The following is an 18,047-nucleotide window of genomic DNA, read 5'->3' as shown; positions in this document are numbered from 1 at the left end:
TTTTATTGAATCGTCATCAATGCCTCAAAATCAGCCCGTGCAAATCGGTGGTAAATCGTGTGCCCCATCTCCTCACGGATGCAGTAATCATATGCATCGATGCTGCTGTCTGTAAAATAAATGACATAATCAAAATCCATGCCGTCCGGCATCTGCCGGCACTCATACGCGCCGAATTTTTCAAACACAGCGGTAATCTCTTCCTTTGTGCAGGCGTGCTTTTCCCGAAACAACTGAATCAGCTCTTTTAAAAACGGCGGTTCCGGCACCTGCTCATGGACATACTCCACAAAATCCGGCGGGATCGTAAAGACGATCCGATCGGCGTGGATCCGAATCTGGGTATCTCCCATTTTCTCCTTCTTCGCCTCCAGCTCATGCCGTATCTTCTTCGCCAGCTCCCGGATATCCGTCTCCTGCATCTCCAGCATCGCATTCAGGGAAGAAAGCGGATAATAAAGGCGCATCGTCTCCCTGGCATAACCAAGTTTTAGCTGCGCCTCTTTGATCTGATCCGTCATATTTTGAATTAAAGCTTCCAGTTTCATGTCATACTCCTGCCTCGGAAACGAAACCTCCGTCCCCGGCATCTTTATTGGGTTGATTGAATCATTGATAAGTACCTTTTTCACAATCTCTCTCATTATAACAATTTACCGAAAATGCGTCAATATGCGGATATTTGCTTTTTCGGTTTCTGTTCACGCATAGTTACTGGGCACGTATGCGTGAACAGTGACACGCATATGTGCCCAGTAACAGACCTCTACAAATAACAGGTCGTAAAATGCGCCTCGCCCTCGTCATCCAGATCCATGAGCATGTAGCTCGGGCGTCTGCCCTCCTGGCGCGGAAATGAAAGACTGCCCGGATTCAACACAGTCAGATCCCCGCGCCGCTCCAGATACGGCTTGTGGGTATGTCCAAACATCGCAATCTGCACGCCGCGATCCTGTGCCTCATCGATCAGGCGCTCCGTCCCAACCGATACGCTATAAAAATGACCGTGGGTCAGAAATGTGCGGTATTTTCCAATCGAAATCTCCTTCTCACGGTCCAGATGGGAGAAAAAATCATTATTTCCCAGCACCATATAGACCTCGCAGTCCGGGTTCTGCTCCTTACACCACGATGTAATCATGTCCTCACTTCCCTCGGCGTCACCCAGATGAATGAACATGTCAAACGGTGCTTCATTCTGGATGACTTCCAGCAGATTACCATCCCGACGGTGGGTGTCGCTTGTAATTAATATCTTTTTCATCTCTCGCCAAGCGCCTCCTTCAGCGCATCTTTCATCCGCTCCAGCGCCTTGCCCCGGTGGCTAATACGGTTTTTCTCCTCCATCGTGAGCTCTGCTGACGTTTTGCCGTACTCCGGCAGCCAGAGAATCGGATCATATCCAAATCCGCCGTTTCCAGCCGCTTCCTTTGCAATCTCGCCCTCCATCGCCGCTTCTGTGTGAAGCACTCTGCCATCCGGCAGCACTGCCGCGATATTGCACATAAAACGGGCGCTCCGCTCTTTTCCTTTTGCATCCTTCACGCGCTCAATCAAAATCCGGTTCTTTTCCTCATACGGTGTGTCCCCTAAATACCGCGCTGAATAAACGCCCGGCTCGCCGTTTAAATAATCTATCACCAGTCCAGAATCATCTGCCAGCACAATGCCGCCCGTCTTCTCCCAGACTGCCTTCGCCTTGATCTCTGCATTCTCGCGGAAGGTGGTTCCATTTTCCTCGATCTCGCCTTCAAATCCAGCCTCGCGCATCGTAACAATCTCACGGTTTAAATCCTTTAAAATCTCACGGATCTCTTTCAGCTTTCCCGCATTTCCCGTCGCAAATATAATTTTCTCGCTCACTTTTCCTCGCTCCTTTATCCTCAAACAGCATGGCTTTTCATATCCCGACATTCCGAATCACCGTTCTTCAAAAACGGCTTCCGCCATACCTTCACATCCGTACCAGCAATCAATTCCAGGAATCCACATTTCTCGTATACGCTTTCAAACACACATTGCAGTTTTGCTCCGCCTCCACGCGCTCCCAGGAGGAACCGCGGTAACTGATATAGCCTTCACCGTCGCTTAAATCGACCGTCAGTCCCTTATCCGACGAACTGTACTCGATCGCCACCGGATGAATCGCTCCCGGCGTCGTGATCTCGACAATCACGGCAAACCGTTCGCCTGCCTCCAGCGTCACCGTCTTATCCAGCAAAACCGTATAATATCCGGCGTTCACAACCTCCCCGGAAGCCACCTTTCTGCGCCGCCCGAACTGGGAGCTGCCCTCGGCGTCCGTCACGGTATATACCTGATACGATGTATTTTCCCCGGTTGCATAGAAACCGACTGCCTCCAGCTCTTCTTTCTCCTCTGCCGTATAAATATTGGCAAAAAATGCCGATTCTTTTCCGTAACCGAGCTGCCCGACCCAGCCGCACAGATCTGTCTGGTAAATGTGGTCGTAATTATCTGCCGACTCGATTCCAGAATAGAGAATGTTGTGGATCCCAATATTTGTATCATAGTAGGACACGTAAAAATACCCATCGTCCCCAAATTCGCCGCCCCAGCTGTTGGCGCAGATAAACGCGCCATCCCCCTCCGGCGGCTGGTTAAAATTGTCTCTCGAATAGTGGTCATCCCAGCCGATGATCACAACGTCATGATTTGGCTTCTCATCGCCATTATACCAGTACGCCCCTGTCTCTTTCCGGTAATAATGCGTGTCGTCGCGGTCACTGACCATCGCCGTATACAGGGAGCTCTGAACGCCTCCGTACAGATAAACCGCCCGTTTAACCGCCTCATAATCCTTCTCCGGCAACACCTGTATCTCCTGCACATGACAAGCAGGGCTTAAACCGTCAGGCGAATAGCCGTCGCCGTATGGATCCTGTTCTTCCAGCACCGGCCCCTGCCACGCCAGCAGATACGCCATCGACATCGTATACTCACCCCCGGCATTCTGTGAAAAATGGAAGCTGTTCCGGAGGGACATATGATCCTCCGAAAAGCTGACATTCCACTCCGGCCGGACACGACTTTCCAGCGCCATTACCGATGCAAACGCCCAGCACGTTCCGAGACTCCCCTGGTTTTTAACCGCCGGTGCCCGGCCAGCCTTCCGGTAATCATAGGATTCCGACAAAAACGTGGCTGGATCCTCTGACCCGGTCAGTTCCATTTTCCGGTTCTCTGCATCCCAATTTTCTTCATAGGAAAATACCTCCGTCACCGCCTCAAGCGGCACATACAGGATTCCATTTTCCCACTCTGGGGGTGCTGCAATCGTCTGGCTCTCCTCCCCAAGCAAAAGTTCCGGGCTTCCGACCGTCATCTCCGCATGAGTATTGCCGCGCTCCATCACAAGCCGGTTTCCATCGTAGAGAAGCGCCGCACAGGAAAGCGCGTCCGGCAGCATCCCATACGGTATCATAAACTGCCCGTCCTGCGACATTCTCAAGCTTCCAAGCTGCGGATCGACCATTGTTCCATCGACTTCCAGCGTGATCGGGCTGTCATTAATCTCCTCGGCCATCTGCTCATACCACTCCGGCTGCCACTCGGCGCTCTCCTCCGTCTTTTCCACCTGCTTCGGAATATGAATCAGACGGTTCTCGCGTACCAGAAATCCCAGCAGAAGCACCAGAAGCGCCCCATAGAAAACATTACGCTTCAACCTGATCCCCCGTTTTTCTTCTCGGCGGCTTCGGACCCATAAACTGATAATAATACGTCTTCATCATACCATTGTAGATTTTCCGGTTCTTGTCCGCTTTCCTGCCAATATAGCGCTCTGCGTCCTCATACGCGGTAATCAGGTACATCGACCAGGAATCCAGCGCCTTAAACCGTTCACCGATCGTCTTATAGAGCGCTGGAAGGTTCTTTTTCTCCTCGATACGCTCGCCGTAAGGCGGGTTTGTGATAATAAAGCCATATTTCTTCGGATGGCTCAGCTGCGCCACCGGGCGCTCCTGGAAATGAATCATGTGATCCACTCCGGCTCTCTCCGCATTTTCCCGCGCCGCCTTGATTACCTCGCCGTCAATATCGTAGCCCTGAATGTCTACCTTTACGGTATCATCCACCATCTCGGTCGCTTCATCGATCGCGTCGTACCAGCATTTCTTCGGAATCAGGTTTGTCCAGCTCTCCGACAGGAAGGAACGGTTCATGCCCGGTGCCATATTGGCCGCGATCATCGCCGCCTCGATTGGGAAAGTACCGCTTCCGCAGAACGGATCGACCAGAATCCGGTCCGCTTTCCACGGAGTCAGAAGAATCAGCGCCGCTGCCAGTGTTTCCGTGATCGGCGCCTTACTCGTCATCTGACGGTAACCGCGCTTGTGCAGCGACTCGCCGCTCGTATCGATACCGACTGTCACCTGATCCTTATAGAAAAAGACGCGCAGCGGATATTCATTGCCCGTCTCCGGCATCCGGTCCAGATCGTAATATTCCTGCATATGACGGGCAATCGCCTTTTTCATAATTCTCTGGATATCCGACGGGCTGAACAGCTTACTCGAAATAGACGACGCCTTTTTAACCCAGCATTTACCGTCCTTCGGAAGATATTTCTCCCACAGAATCGCACGAGTCGCCTCAAACAGCTCGTCAAAGGTCACTGCCTTGAAGCTTCCCACTTTTAAAAGGACGCGCTCCGCCGTCCGCAGAAAAATATTCGCACGGCAGATCGCCTCCGCATCGCCGATAAAGGTTACGCGACCATTTTCCACCTCGGTAACCTCATAGCCCAGATCCACTACCTCTTTTTTTAACACTGCTTCCAGTCCAAAATGACAGGGAGCAATCAGTTCATATCGTTCCAATCTTTTTTCCTCTTATCTCTCTGTGGATTCATTGCCAAATCATTTCATGCAAAGAATCCTTTTATTTTCATTACAGTCTTCACCATTTTTATTCTAGTTGACTGGTCTGCATCTGTCAATGAAAAGCCGCGGCAAAAGTGTCTATCTCAGGCTGCACTGATACTTCCCCTGATAAAAGCGGTAACCGCCGCCCAGATTATAAACTTCATATCCCATCCGGTCATACCAGCCGCACACCAGAAGGCTTTCACTCCCCCGCGCACAGTAAAACAGAAGCGGACGTTCACCTGTAAGTGTCTGCCGGTTATCCTGAAGCCATAAAAATGGAATATTTTCCGCCTCGCAGAGGTGAGACACATTATATTCTTCCGGCGTCCGAAGGTCAATCAGCCGTCCCGTGTACCCTTGCTCCAGCCACGCGTCCAGATACCGCACCGGTATGGTCTGATACATCCGTCATCCCTCCTCATTTTATACAAAAACGGTTTCTGACAGAACCCGATTTCTTTTTTAACTCTATGTAATATTAATATATGCTTTGTCCGGCGGACAGGTGTCGGAGGAGATGCGGCAGCCTCTTCCATTGGCACGAAAGTACAAAAGACTGTGCCTTGGCACATCCGGGTGTCTCGCGCGGTCGCTTGCGACATGTTTCTGCTTTGCGCAAGTGCACATCCTAGCGGAGCGTTTTTTGTTTCATAGGACGTAATTTCCTATGAAACGAACAAATGCCGGGAAACGGTGGATATTCCGCATTCCCGGCATTCACTATTTTTTCTCTTATCTGCCTATCTCATCAGTCACAATCGCTGTAATCATCCTCTGTCTTGTCCTGATACTGGTTTTTAGAGCTATTTCTGGAACGGTTCTGGCTCTGGTTCTGCATGCGGTTCTGGCTCTGGTTCTGCATGCGGTTCTGGCTCTGGTTGGAACCATAATTAGAGCTGTTCTTGGATGCATTTTTGGTGCTGTTTTTCTCGGCACTGTTATCATAGTTGCTGTAACTGTTTTTGCTTGACATAAGTCATTCCTCCTAAATTCCTGCCCTGTCAGGTTTTCTACGTGTCGGTTCCGGCTTCCTGTGAACAGCCGCTTAACCGTCACTTTCTTGTTACAGGTCTTAGTATGGAATTTTACTGCGAAAGTATGCAGGGTAATTCTTACTTTTTATGCCAGTAATATTTTTTTGTTTCATCGGACGCAATTTCCTATGAAATCAAAAAACATCTGCATCCAACCCTTTTTTCATGAAAAGGTTCAATGCAGATGTTTCGTAAATTCATTCTTAACCCAGCACGTTCACAATCTTAACCGGTGTGCGGTAGTTCCATGGGGAAGTCTTGATGCCAGTTCTTTCAGTTGAAGCATGTACCACTTTGCCGTCGCCGATATACATCGCTACATGGTTGATACCTCTTCCGCTTCCGTAGAAAATCAGGTCGCCCGGCTGCATCTGGTCAGCGCTGATTGCTGTACCCTGCTTGGACTGGGAAGTTGAAGAACGGTTCAGGCTCACACCGGCACCGTGCTGCATCACATATTTCGTAAAACCAGAACAGTCAACCCCTGTGTGCGGGTCGCTGCCGCCAAATTTATAACGTCCACCTACAAACTGCAGTGCATAATTGACTAACTGCTCTCTGGTCGAGAGATTGCTCTGCTCTGCGACAAATGCATCTGCGACTGCAGCTGCTTCCTCTGCCTTGCTGAGCATAACGCTACTCTGAACCTTCAAATAGCCTTCCATCTCACCGGCCGCTACCTTGATCCAGCTGTCATCTGCCTTTCCAACTACGTCATAGGACTCGCCCTTTTCAGCCATCGCTACTACTTCTGAGTTTTCATCCTCATCCGCATAGATCGAAAGGTCTGCTGCCACGGTTGCCACCATGTCGCTCTCATAACCTGTAGACGGCCCCGCAAAAGCTGCCTGCGCGCTGCCAATGGTCAGCATTGAGCACACGCATACCATACTGAAAAGTTTCTTTGTTCTATTTAAATTCATGCTTCAAAACTCCTTAATTAGATTTTGTGATTCCCGCAGATATTGCTGAAACAAAAGAATCGAGTCCCAATCGCTGTGGTGTTATCTATCGGTCGAAATGTTACATAATTATTAAATCTTGTTACGTTATTATTATATTTTCTTTTCTTTTCGTTGTCAAGGAAATGACGGATCTTTTATATTTATTTAAGATTTTAATTTCGGACAAAAAAACGCAAAAATACAGGGAATTTCAACCATATTGGGACAAAATATTTTTGCCCCAGGCTGCCGAAATTCCCTGTATTTTCAAGTGTTTTTTATATCATCTCATATATAATGCAAATCACGATTCTGAAACATATTTCATAATTCTAAGATTCTGTCTCTGGCAAAATTTTATTTTCATTTTTCACCAGCCGTGTCCAGCGTAAACCAGAACTCCACACCGTTCTCATGGTTCTTCACACCGCACGCCTTATGGTGCATCTCCATGATCGCCTTGACGATCGAAAGCCCGATGCCGCTGCCGCCATATTCCCGCGTTCTCGCTTTATCTACCTTGTAAAACTTCGTCCAAAGGTTCGGAAGCGCTTCGTCCGGGATCGGATTTCCCGTGTTAAATACTTCCACGCAAACCTCTTTTCCATCGCGCCGGTGGTCAATCCGAATCTGAATCTTCTTCTCCCTGCCACCCACATGATGAATCGCGTTCGTCAGGTAATTGGTGATGACTTCCTCTATTTTAAATTCATCGCCCATGACGTAGACTGGTTCCTTCCCGTCAAAATCCACAGTCAGCTCATTCTGCTTAAGCAGCACACCGGAAGAAGAAATCACACTGGCAATCAGCTCCGTCAGGTCAAACCGCTCCACAGACAGCCGTTCTCCCCCAAATTCCAGCGCCGTCAAGGTCAGAAGTTGGCGCACCATCCGATTCATTTTTCCAGCCTCGTCCATGATAACGCCGCAGTAATAATCGCGGTTCTCCTTGTCCTCCGCCATGCCCTCGACGAGTCCTTCCGCATAGCCCTGAATCAGCGCGATCGGCGTCTTTAACTCATGCGACACATTCGCAATGAACTCCTTCCGCATCTCATCGATCTGCACTTTCTCGTCAATATCCTTTTTAAGCTGTGCATTCGCCTCTTTCAGTTCCCCGATCGTTGTCTTGAGGCGCTCCGAAAGCACATTCATGCTGTTTCCAAGCGTATCAATTTCCTCCGTCGAGCGGCGGCTTGTCTCATAGCGGGCATCAAAATCCAGGTTCGACATCTTTTCCGACAGCTCCGACAGCCGTTTGATCGGCATTGTAATGTGCCGGGTAATAAAATAAATCAGAATACTTCCCGCCAGAATTACCACGATTCCAACAAACATCAGAAACCGGTTTGAGATAGCCGCGCTCTCATGGATGCTCTCCATCGGCATCGTCATGATGAAAATGGTCGCATTATCCGAGAAAAATCCCCAGCTTTCCAGATAAAACGTCTTGCTGAGCGGGTCAAACGTCTTCTGAATCATGTAGTTGTCATATTCCCGCAATACATCCCGCTTCGCCCCCGCATGACCGACGATATAGCGCCGCACCCGGTCACGCATGACTTCCACATCCCGCGCCGAGGAGACGAGTGTCTGGTCACTCTCGCTGTCATATAAAAGCAGGGAAATATTCGACCGGTCACGCAGCTCGCGGATCACATTTGCCAGCCGGACACCGCCGCTCGAAGCTTCCTCCCTATCCAGTACATCCGCCGATGCATCCTCCGAGTCATCCTCCAGCACCACCGTGTCACCTTCCGCATATTCACCCAGCGCATCCTGTGTCTCATCGCCAGCCCTATCACCGGTTCCATTTTTACCAGACTGAGCCGAACCGCCATCCGCACTGTCCATATCAGAACTTCCATCTTTCGACTTCTGGTACTCTTTCCAACCCGAATTCAGCTCCGCCTGTGCGTCCTCCAGCGAACTCTCGCCATTCCGGACCTCATCCTGGATAATCGCGTCAATCGCCCGATATCCCTTTTCCAGCGTATGAATCTTATAATTCTGGTAATATCCGGACAGAAACCAGTTATTGATACACCAGATAAGCGCGATTGCAACCGTCATCAACCCGGCAAATATGATTGTAAATTTCCATCGGACCGAACGTTTCATTCGCTTACCTCAAATTTGTAGCCCATGCCCCAGATCGTCTTGATGTACTCGCCTTTCTCGCCCAGCTTACTCCGAAGCTTCTTCACATGCGTATCGATCGTCCGCGCATCGCCGAAATAATCATAATTCCATACATTATTCAGAATTTTTTCTCTCGAAAGCGCAATTCCCTGATTCTCTGCAAAATACGTCATCAGCTCAAATTCCTTGTAGCTTAAATCCACCGGTTTTCCATCCACACTGACCTGATGTGCCGTCTTATCAATGTGGATGCCGCCCACATCGATCACATCCTGGCTGCCGCCGTTGCTGCGGCGCAGGATCGCCTCCACACGTGCGACCAGGATCTTCGGACTGAACGGTTTGGAAATATACTCATCCACGCCCAGATTAAAGCCCTGCAGCTCGTCGCTCTCCTCGCCTCTCGCCGTCAGCATGATGATCGGCACCTGCGAATACTTGCGGATCGTCTTCACAACCTCCCAGCCGTCCATCTTCGGCATCATCACATCCAGAAGAATCAGCGCAATGTCCTTCTGCTGGAAAAACAGATCCACCGCCTCCTCGCCGTCCCCGGCTTCCAGCACCTGATACCCTTTAATCGAAAGGAAGTCCTTCACCAGCTTCCGCATCCTCGCCTCATCGTCCACGACCAGTATTTTAATCTTATCCATAAAATCTTCACCTCATTTATTTTACTCTGCCGTGTATGACAGAACCTCTTTCCACGCTGTCATATCCTGATTACATTCTCAATCTGTCTGTATTTTAGCAGATTCGGGTGGGAGATTCCATAGGTTCACAAAAGATTCATAGTTTCTGCCACATATAGAAAAGCGCCTATTATAAAAAAGAATGTGCCTTGGCACATTCTCAGACTGTAGACAAAATCCTTTTCCATCCTCCTGGGCTCCCCAATGCAAGCAATTTATATATTCAGTTGCCAAGGACAAATGGAACTTTTTCATCTCACACGCAAAACAGGACTGTCCGACAAAATCCAGTATTTCCCTGCATTTCTCATCCAGCCCTGTTTGCTTTCTATTTCACAGTCTTCCCAGGCTGTTCCATATCTTATATTTTATTCTTCGGTCTTCTCCGCTTCATCGCTCTCGACCACACCAATGGAAAGATCTTCAAGCTGTTTCGGATCAACCTGAGACGGTGCTTCCATCATCAGGCAGGAAGCATCTTTTACCTTCGGGAATGCGATGACGTCGCGGATGCTGTCTGCGCCGACCATCAGCATAACCATACGGTCCATACCGTAAGCCAGACCAGCGTGCGGCGGTACTCCGTATTTGAATGCGTCTAACAGGAAGCCGAACTGCTCCTGTGCTTTCTCCTTCGTGAATCCAAGTACCTCAAACATCTTCTCCTGGATGTCTGCCTGATGGATACGGACAGAACCGCCGCCCATCTCGGTACCGTTCAGGACGATATCGTATGCTTTTGCACGTACCTTGCCCGGATCGGTATCGATCAGCGGAAGATCCTCTTCCATCGGCATGGTAAATGGATGGTGCATAGCTACGTAGCGATCCTCTTCCTCTGAATATTCAAGCAGCGGGAACTCGGTTACCCACAGGAACTTGAAATCATCCTTCTTTAAGAGGTCAAGCTGTCTAGCGATCTCCAGACGTAAGTTTCCAAGTACATCAAATACAACTTTATCCTTGTCAGCTGCGAACAGAAGCAGATCGCCCGGCTTACCGCCCATAGCAGCCACCAGTGCATCCAGCTCTTCCGGCTTCATGAACTTGGAGAAGGAGCACTTGTAGGTACCGTCCTCATGGATTGCCAGATATGCAAGACCTTTTGCACCAAAGCCTTTTGCGTACTCAACCAGCGCATCGATCTTCTTTCTCGGCATAGCGCCCTGTCCTTCTGCGTTGATACCGCGGACAGAGCCGCCATTTTCCAGTGCACTCTTAAATACAACGAACTCGCAGTCTTTTACTACATCCGATACGTTTTTCAGCTCCATGCCGAAACGCAGATCCGGCTTATCGGAACCGAAACGATCCATTGCCTCGCGCCAGGTCATACGCTGGATCGGAAGCTGCAGATCGTAATTGCAGATCTCCTTGAAGAGCTTCTTTAACAGACGCTCATTGACATCCAGAACGTCCTCAACGTCAACGAAGGAAAGCTCCATATCGATCTGGGTAAACTCAGGCTGACGATCGGCTCTTAAGTCCTCGTCACGATAGCAGCGTGCCAGCTGGAAGTAGCGGTCATATCCAGAACACATCAGAAGCTGTTTTAACAGCTGCGGAGACTGCGGCAGTGCATAGAAGCTGCCCGGATGTACACGGCTCGGTACCAGGTAGTCTCTCGCGCCCTCCGGAGTACTTTTAATCAGAGTCGGAGTCTCAATCTCAAGGAAGCCTTCCTCTGCTAAGAATGCACGGGTCAGGATAGCCACGCGGCTTCTTGTCATCAGGTTTCTCTGGATATCTGGACGTCTCAGATCCAGGTAACGGTATTTCAGGCGAAGATCCTCTTTGGTCTTGGAGTTCTCCTCGATCGGGAACGGCGGTGTCTCAGACTCTGCCAGAATGCGGAGGTAATCCGCGCGGATCTCAATCGCACCTGTCTTTAAGTTTTCATTTACTGCACCGGAACGTGCCTCTACGCGTCCGGTTACGGCGATAACGAACTCGCTTCTCAGCTTTTCTGCCTTTGCAAAGCTCTCAGCGCCGCAGTCAGCTTCCTCGAAGATCAGCTGCAGGATACCGGAACGATCCCGCAGATCCACGAAAATAATGCCGCCTTTATTTCTGCTCTTCTGAACCCAGCCCATAACGGTTACTTTCTCACCGATATTGGCAGTTCCCAGCTCGGTACAGCGATGGGAACGTTTCAGTCCTGCCATAGATTCTGCCATGATAATATTTCCTCCGTTTATTATAGTTTTATCTGAAAAATTCAAAAACTGAATCACTTCAAACTGTCTTTGTAAAATTCCACGATCTCCTCGTAGCCGTCCTTCGCCAGCTGCTCCTTCTGGAATTTCTTGTTCTTGTTCATCTGTGCGACTGCCACGCGGGTGCCGTTAGCGCGCTCTTCCTGTGCTTTCTTTAAGACGGCACGGAACTGCTCGCCGCTTAAACCTTTCTCATACAGGAATGCTTTCTTGCCGGCTGCCTCCGGTACTTTGAAACCGGAATCCATCAGGATCGTGATGATACGCTCAAAACCGATGGAGAATCCACACGCCGGTGTATCGACGCCGGTAAATTTGCCGATCAGCTTGTCGTAACGTCCGCCGCCTGCAACGGAGCCGCCGAAGCCTTCCATGGAAACCTCAAAAATCGTTCCGGTATAGTAGCCCATGCCGCGCACCAGCGTCGGGTCAAATTCAAGACCGAATTCGATGTCTGCAACCGCTTTAACAGTCTCCATGATCGTTGCCAGATTCTCCGCCTTTGCCGGATCCATCACGCCGGAGAGCTTCTCGCCCAGCGCGCGGACGCCTGCCGCATCGTTCTGAATCTCCGCCAGAAGTCCGGTGTATTTCTCAACCGCCTCTGGCGCATAACCTTCTGCAAGCAGCTCTTCGCGGACACCGTCCAGACCGATCTTATCCATCTTATCGAGAATGATAAATACCTTATCGGTCTCATTTTCCGGGAATCCGCTGTAATCTGCCATGCCCTTTAAGATCGCACGGTCATTGACGCGGACAGTGTATGCCTTGTCCGGGCAGATGCGCTTCAGCGCCTTGGTAAGCGCCAGAATCTCCTCGATCTCAGCCAGGTTTGTCGCATCACCTAAAATATCGATATCACACTGTACAAACTGACGGAAACGTCCCTTCTGCGGACGATCGGCACGCCATACGCTTCCGACCTGCAGCGCCTTGAACGGCGCTGATAAATTAGCAGAATTGTTTGCATAATAACGGCTGAGCGGCAGAGTTAAGTCATAGCGGAGACCACCGTCTACAACATCTGCCTCTGTCTGTGCTGCCTCGACGTTCAGCTTCTCGCCTCTCTTTAAAATCTTGAAGATCAGCTTCTCATTGTCGCCGCCCTGCTTGCTGGTCAGGTTCTCAATGTGCTCCACGCACGGAGTCTCGATCGCCGAGAAGCCGTATCCGCGGTAGGTATCTTTGATGATATTCAGCACATAATCCCGGATCTCCATCTCGCCCGGAAGAATGTCCTTCATGCCTGTAACTGGTTTTTTCTTTAAAGCCATGTGTCAAACTCCTTCTATGTCTTTCTGCAACCATATTTCCTGTGCAAAGGAAACTTCACTTTTCCATGCTGGAAACTGGATTTTTATGTTTCTCTGTTACAAAGTGTTTTTCTGCATCTGACACCCTGTATCTGTGAATTTTTCGTTTTTACTCTCTTCGTCCAAGCAGCTTCTCTTTCCGCCCGATCATCTCATCGATCCGGTCGATATACTGCTCAACTTCCTTGACATTCTCCGCCCTCTCAATCCGGTTTTCTGCCGGGAAATAAACCTTGGTGGTCGTTCCCGCACCGCAGGCGGCGATCGTCTGTTTTTCTTCCATAATCAATATATTATAGAGACATTCCTTGCCCGGAACCGCATAACCGACATTTTCAAAATTGCCCGCCATATTTTTCTGGCGGTAGAGATAGTACGGTTTCAGTCCCATCTCCTCGGCATACTGCGCGGTCAGGTCAATCATCTCCTGTGTATTGACAATCTTCAGATTTCCGTAGCGCTCCTTATAGATATTCAGGCGCGCCGCGCGCTTGATCGCCAGCGAATGCACCGTCACGCTGTCCGGTCTGAGTGCCTTGATCTCCTCCATTGTCTGGCGGACATCGTCGATCGTCTCCTCCGGCAGACCCACGATCAGGTCCATATTGATATTGTCAAATCCCAACTCCCGCGCCAGCAGGAATTTTTCCTTCACATCCTCCACCGTATGACGGCGTCCGATGAGGTCAAGCGTCGCCTGCTTCATCGTCTGCGGATTGATGGAAATACGGGAAATGCCGTGATTCCGGAGCACCTGCAGCTTTTCGCGCGTGATGCTGTCCGGACGTCCCGACTCAACGGTAAATTCAACTGCCTGTTCCACCGGGAATAATTCTTCCACCTTTGTCAGGATCTCATCCAGATCCTGCGGATTTAACGAGGTCGGTGTGCCGCCTCCAAAATAGATGGTCGAAAGCGGGCGATCCTTCATCTGCTCCGCCACATATTCCATTTCCTTAAAAAGCGCCTCTTTGTAGAGGTCCATCCGTTTTTCCCATTTCACAATCGGAAACGACGTAAACGAACAGTACAGGCAGGTTGTCGGACAGAACGGGATTCCCACATACAGGCTGTACCCATTCTCATAATCGATCGTGGACAGCAGGCGTCTCTCGCGCTCCGCCACGTCGATGCTCAGATCGATCTTTTCCTTGCTGGTGAAATACGTCTCGCGCATATAGGTCTCGATCTGCTCGTCCGTCCAGCCATCATACAGCTTCGTGAGCGCAATCTTCGTCGGACGGATGCCGGTAAGCGTCCCCCACGGAAGCTCTCTGCCGGTCTGGGCACTCAAAAGACGGTATAACGTCTGTTTGATCTCATTTTTCGTCTGAAAACGGTTGGAAAAATCCGGATAAATCAAAGCAAAGTGAACAGCTTCTTTCTTCACCGGCGTCACATCCAGTGAAAACGAGTTTCCGTCCCGGACTCCCCGTACAATCAGCTCCGTCTCCCCGGCTTCCTCTTCCTTGTGCGTAAATGTCTCGCCCGGATAAAATGCCATCAGGAGCTCACGGATATCCTGTTCAAAGGACGCGTCATTTAACAAAATCGCTATCATGCTTCGCGCCCCCTGTATCCCGCCAGCGGATTGTACTGTTTTTCGTCGGCGATCGTCGTATATCCCATGTGTCCCGGATATACATTCGTATCATCCGGCAGGTTCAGAAGGATATCTGCCACCGAATGAATCATCTGACGTCCGCTTCCAGTCGGGAAATCGATGCGTCCGTAAGAACCTTCAAATAAGGTATCTCCCGAAAACAGCACCTTCTCTGATTTTACATAATAACAACAGGAACCTTCTGTATGTCCCGGTGTATGAAGCATCTGGAACGTGTAGCCCGCTGCCTCGAACGTCTCTCCATCCTTCAAAAGCATATCCGCTTTCAGATGCAGACCGCCGCCCTGAAACTGGACGGACAGGTTCTTATCCGGATCCGCCAAGACCGCCTGCTCCTGCTCACAGGCATAGACCGGCACGCCCAGATCCCGTCTCAGCTCTTCCATCGCCGTCACATGGTCAAAATGTCCATGAGTCAGCAGAATCGCCTTTGCCTTCGCTCCGGTCTGCGCCAGTGCATCCTCAATCCGCGCCGCCTCATCGCCCGGATCGACAATCACAGCTTCTTTCGTCTCCGGATGCACCGCAATATAACAGTTCGTCTGGACCATTCCCACGATCAGCCGTTTTATCTCCATCTTTTCCTCCTAATAATATGTGAAACTTTCACAGGGTGTAAGTACCTGTGAAATATAGAGAGAACCGCTTATCCGGCAGTTCTCTCTATATCTAATACTCCTTCAATCTGTCTGAGTTTATCAGATAATTTATTTAATTCCTCAATTCCGTGAATATCGAACGTCATGACGATCGTCGCCTTGCCCTGCTTACTTGTCCGCACATTCATCGAGGTAATGTCGATCTGGCGCTCGGTAAATACCTTGGAAATATCCACAAACATGCCGATGCGGTTGTTCGCATAGATCTTGATTTCGGTGGAGTATTTTTCCGTGCCCGTCTGTGCTTCCGGCTGCTGCCACTCGGCTTCAATCAGGCGCTCACGCTCTTCCTGCGGCAGATTCATCACATTGATGCAGTCCGTCCGGTGGATCGAGATACCGCGTCCCCTTGTGACAAATCCGACGATCTCATCGCCCGGAACCGGGCTGCAGCACTTCGAAAAACGAACCGCCAGATCGTGGATTCCCTTGACAACGATACCGCTCTTCGACTTCCCGGCTGCGATCACCGGAACCTTGTTTCCATCCGACGCCATGTTATCGAGGATCGTCGTGTCGGTTACTTCCTTCTTTAACTTCTTGTTGCGCTCATCCAGCATCTTGTTGATGACCTGTCCCTCTTTGAGGGCGCCATGTCCGATCGATGCCAGAACGGAATCCCAGTCACGGTACGCATAGCGCTTCATGACCTTTTCCATATATTCCGGTTTATTTAACTCTGAATAATTGATGTCCTTCGCCTTACAATATTTATCCAGAAGCGCACGGCCGCGCAGAATATTGTCCTCTTTCAGCTCGCTCTTGAACCACTGGTTGATCTTATTCTTCGCCTGTGTGCTCTTAACCAGTTTCAGCCAGTCGCGGCTCGGTCCCTTGGAATTCTGGGAGGTAATAATCTCGACACGGTCACCATTTTTAATGACATAATCGATGTTGACCAGTTTTCCGTTGACACGGGCACCAACCATCTTGTTGCCGACCGCACTGTGGATCGAATACGCAAAATCGATCGGGGTGGAACCGCTCGGCAGGTTCTTGACATCGCCCGTCGGGGTAAAGCAGTATACATCATCCGTAAAGAGGTCCAGATCACTCTTTAAGAGACTTAAGAACTCTTTATTATCGGACATATCCCGCTGCCATTCCAGGATCTCACGCAGCCAGGAAAGCTTTGCCTCGGCGCTGTCGATCGCCGCCTTGCTGCTGCCGCTCTCCTTATATTTCCAGTGTGCCGCGATACCATACTCAGCGGTACGGTGCATCTCATAGGTGCGGATCTGAATCTCAAACGGCTGTCCGCTGCTGCCAATCAGAGTCGTATGCAGCGACTGGTACATATTCGGTTTCGGCATGGCAATATAATCTTTAAAACGTCCCGGAATCGGTTTGTACATCTCATGGATGACACCGAGCGCCGCATAACAGTCCTTCACGCTCTCCACGATAATCCGGACCGCAAAAATATCATAGATCTGATCCAGCGTCTTGTCCTGGTTTACCATCTTTTTATAGATGCTGAAGAAATGTTTCACACGGCCGTCTACCTTGGCTTCGATGCCCGCATCGTCCATATGTTTCTTGACTTCATCCATAATCTTATGGATAAACGCCTCCCTGGTGTCCTTACGGAGCGCCAGTTTTTCGGACAATTCTTTGTAAACCTCCGGCTGGAGATATTTGAGAGACAAATCATCCAGCTCGGTCTTGATCTTGGAAATACCGAGACGATCAGCAATAGGCGCGTAGATATCCATCGTTTCACGCGCCTTTTCTTTCTGTTTTTCCGGCTTCATATATTGAAGCGTCCGCATATTGTGCAGACGGTCTGCCAGCTTAATCAGGATAACCCGGATGTCCTTCGCCATCGCTAAGAACATCTTACGCAGGTTTTCCGCCTGAATCTCTACTTTATCGATCGTCCACGAGATCTGGGTCAGCTTGGTAACGCCGTCTACTAAAAGTGCTACCTCCTCGCCAAAGATCGCCGTGATCTCCTCCTCTGTCATGACCGTATCTTCCACGACATCGTGCAGGATACCTGCCACCAGAGTCTCTTTATCCAGCTCCAGATCCGCCAGAATGATCGCCACACAGAGCGGATGAATGATATACGGTTCACCTGATTTACGCCTCTGGTCCTTGTGTGCGTCATACGCGATCTGGTACGCTTTCTCAATCATGCTGATGTCATCCGACGGATGGTACTTGCGAATGGCGGCAATCAACTCATTATACAGTACCTCCGGACTCGTAAAATCCGCCGGCGCTTCAATTTCCTGATCCAGCTTTTTTATTTTATCCAAATTTCCCATATATGCCTCCTGACCCTTCCGTAGATAACTGAAACGCCTGCCGTTCGGAATCCGGAAAGCGGTTCACGCAAATGAAATAAAATATTATATAGAATACACCTATTATACGAATATTTGACAAAAAATGCAACGGCAAACTATTTTGTTACTGTTCACGCATACATGCCCAGTAACGGAATTTGCCGTGGCTTCGCATTTAAATACGGCAAATTCCTGCTGTCGCCACGTTTTCTTACGGCACTTTCGGTTCCAAAA

Annotated in this window: 15 protein-coding genes; all 15 read right to left on the bottom strand. The window is 49.9% G+C overall.

What is annotated here, in order from left to right; translation table 11 throughout:
- Positions 1 to 2: 2 nt before the first annotated feature.
- Positions 3 to 632, bottom strand: coding sequence for a DUF3877 family protein (locus DW931_RS08485; protein WP_182426639.1), 630 nt, complete (start codon positions 630 to 632; stop codon positions 3 to 5).
- Positions 633 to 766: 134 nt separating this feature from the next.
- Positions 767 to 1,264, bottom strand: coding sequence for a metallophosphoesterase (locus tag DW931_RS08480; RefSeq protein ID WP_117796169.1), 498 nt, complete (start codon positions 1,262 to 1,264; stop codon positions 767 to 769).
- A complete protein-coding gene (rdgB, locus tag DW931_RS08475; RefSeq protein ID WP_107000503.1) occupies positions 1,261 to 1,863 on the bottom strand; it encodes an RdgB/HAM1 family non-canonical purine NTP pyrophosphatase in 603 nt (200 codons plus the stop codon). The genes DW931_RS08480 and rdgB overlap by 4 nt, the downstream gene beginning before the upstream one ends.
- Before the next feature lie 109 nt (positions 1,864 to 1,972).
- Complete coding sequence (locus DW931_RS08470) at positions 1,973 to 3,688, bottom strand: lectin like domain-containing protein (protein WP_118468144.1); 1,716 nt, start codon at positions 3,686 to 3,688, stop codon at positions 1,973 to 1,975.
- Positions 3,678 to 4,844, bottom strand: a complete 1,167-nt coding sequence (locus DW931_RS08465; RefSeq protein WP_118468146.1) for a class I SAM-dependent RNA methyltransferase — start codon at positions 4,842 to 4,844, stop codon at positions 3,678 to 3,680. The genes DW931_RS08470 and DW931_RS08465 overlap by 11 nt, the downstream gene beginning before the upstream one ends.
- 141 nt (positions 4,845 to 4,985) lie before the next feature.
- Entirely contained in the window at positions 4,986 to 5,297 is a 312-nt protein-coding gene (locus DW931_RS08460; protein WP_022359332.1) for a rhodanese-like domain-containing protein, read from the bottom strand.
- Positions 5,298 to 5,640: 343 nt separating this feature from the next.
- The gene (locus DW931_RS08455; RefSeq protein WP_118468148.1) at positions 5,641 to 5,865 is read right to left on the bottom strand and encodes a hypothetical protein; all 225 of its coding nucleotides are present in this window, start codon (positions 5,863 to 5,865) and stop codon (positions 5,641 to 5,643) included.
- A 264-nt stretch (positions 5,866 to 6,129) separates the two neighbouring features.
- Positions 6,130 to 6,849: a C40 family peptidase gene (locus DW931_RS08450; RefSeq protein WP_022359330.1), complete on the bottom strand. Its 720-nt coding sequence runs from the start codon at positions 6,847 to 6,849 to the stop codon at positions 6,130 to 6,132.
- A 384-nt stretch (positions 6,850 to 7,233) separates the two neighbouring features.
- The gene (locus DW931_RS08445) at positions 7,234 to 8,991 is read right to left on the bottom strand and encodes a HAMP domain-containing sensor histidine kinase (RefSeq protein WP_118468150.1); all 1,758 of its coding nucleotides are present in this window, start codon (positions 8,989 to 8,991) and stop codon (positions 7,234 to 7,236) included.
- On the bottom strand, positions 8,988 to 9,665 hold the full coding sequence (locus DW931_RS08440; protein WP_022359328.1) for a response regulator transcription factor: 678 nt from the start codon (positions 9,663 to 9,665) through the stop codon (positions 8,988 to 8,990). Before DW931_RS08440 ends, DW931_RS08445 begins: the two co-directional genes overlap by 4 nt.
- 407 nt (positions 9,666 to 10,072) lie before the next feature.
- Complete coding sequence (gene aspS / locus DW931_RS08435; RefSeq protein ID WP_107000508.1) at positions 10,073 to 11,881, bottom strand: aspartate--tRNA ligase; 1,809 nt, start codon at positions 11,879 to 11,881, stop codon at positions 10,073 to 10,075.
- Between the two features lie 53 nt (positions 11,882 to 11,934).
- On the bottom strand, positions 11,935 to 13,197 hold the full coding sequence (gene hisS, locus DW931_RS08430; RefSeq protein WP_107000509.1) for a histidine--tRNA ligase: 1,263 nt from the start codon (positions 13,195 to 13,197) through the stop codon (positions 11,935 to 11,937).
- Between the two features lie 148 nt (positions 13,198 to 13,345).
- Positions 13,346 to 14,797 carry a coproporphyrinogen dehydrogenase HemZ gene (hemZ, locus tag DW931_RS08425; RefSeq protein WP_118468152.1) on the bottom strand — a complete coding sequence of 484 codons (1,452 nt, stop codon included), beginning with the start codon at positions 14,795 to 14,797 and terminating at the stop codon, positions 13,346 to 13,348.
- Entirely contained in the window at positions 14,794 to 15,438 is a 645-nt protein-coding gene (locus tag DW931_RS08420; RefSeq protein ID WP_022359324.1) for an MBL fold metallo-hydrolase, read from the bottom strand. Before DW931_RS08420 ends, hemZ begins: the two co-directional genes overlap by 4 nt.
- A gap of 68 nt (positions 15,439 to 15,506) precedes the next feature.
- Entirely contained in the window at positions 15,507 to 17,792 is a 2,286-nt protein-coding gene (locus tag DW931_RS08415) for a bifunctional (p)ppGpp synthetase/guanosine-3',5'-bis(diphosphate) 3'-pyrophosphohydrolase (protein WP_022359323.1), read from the bottom strand.
- Positions 17,793 to 18,047: the final 255 nt, after the last annotated feature.

This window comes from Clostridium sp. AM43-3BH, assembly GCF_003479985.1.
GTDB lineage: Bacteria > Bacillota > Clostridia > Lachnospirales > Lachnospiraceae > Otoolea > Otoolea fessa.
Note: the sequence above shows the minus strand (reverse complement) of the source record. Positions and strands in the feature narration are given on the sequence as shown.

Bases quoted from the DNA above. Each gene is read 5' to 3' on its own strand.
- DW931_RS08480 (WP_117796169.1), bottom strand. From the start codon at position 1,264: ATGAAAAAGATATTAATTACAAGCGACACCCACCGTCGGGATGGTAAT.
- DW931_RS08460 (WP_022359332.1), bottom strand. From the start codon at position 5,297: ATGTATCAGACCATACCGGTGCGGTATCTGGACGCGTGGCTGGAGCAA.
- DW931_RS08455 (WP_118468148.1), bottom strand. From the start codon at position 5,865: ATGTCAAGCAAAAACAGTTACAGCAACTATGATAACAGTGCCGAGAAA.
- DW931_RS08450 (WP_022359330.1), bottom strand. From the start codon at position 6,849: ATGAATTTAAATAGAACAAAGAAACTTTTCAGTATGGTATGCGTGTGC.
- DW931_RS08445 (WP_118468150.1), bottom strand. From the start codon at position 8,991: ATGAAACGTTCGGTCCGATGGAAATTTACAATCATATTTGCCGGGTTG.
- DW931_RS08440 (WP_022359328.1), bottom strand. From the start codon at position 9,665: ATGGATAAGATTAAAATACTGGTCGTGGACGATGAGGCGAGGATGCGG.
- aspS (WP_107000508.1), bottom strand. From the start codon at position 11,881: ATGGCAGAATCTATGGCAGGACTGAAACGTTCCCATCGCTGTACCGAG.
- hisS (WP_107000509.1), bottom strand. From the start codon at position 13,197: ATGGCTTTAAAGAAAAAACCAGTTACAGGCATGAAGGACATTCTTCCG.
- hemZ (WP_118468152.1), bottom strand. From the start codon at position 14,797: ATGATAGCGATTTTGTTAAATGACGCGTCCTTTGAACAGGATATCCGT.
- DW931_RS08420 (WP_022359324.1), bottom strand. From the start codon at position 15,438: ATGGAGATAAAACGGCTGATCGTGGGAATGGTCCAGACGAACTGTTAT.
- DW931_RS08415 (WP_022359323.1), bottom strand. From the start codon at position 17,792: ATGGGAAATTTGGATAAAATAAAAAAGCTGGATCAGGAAATTGAAGCG.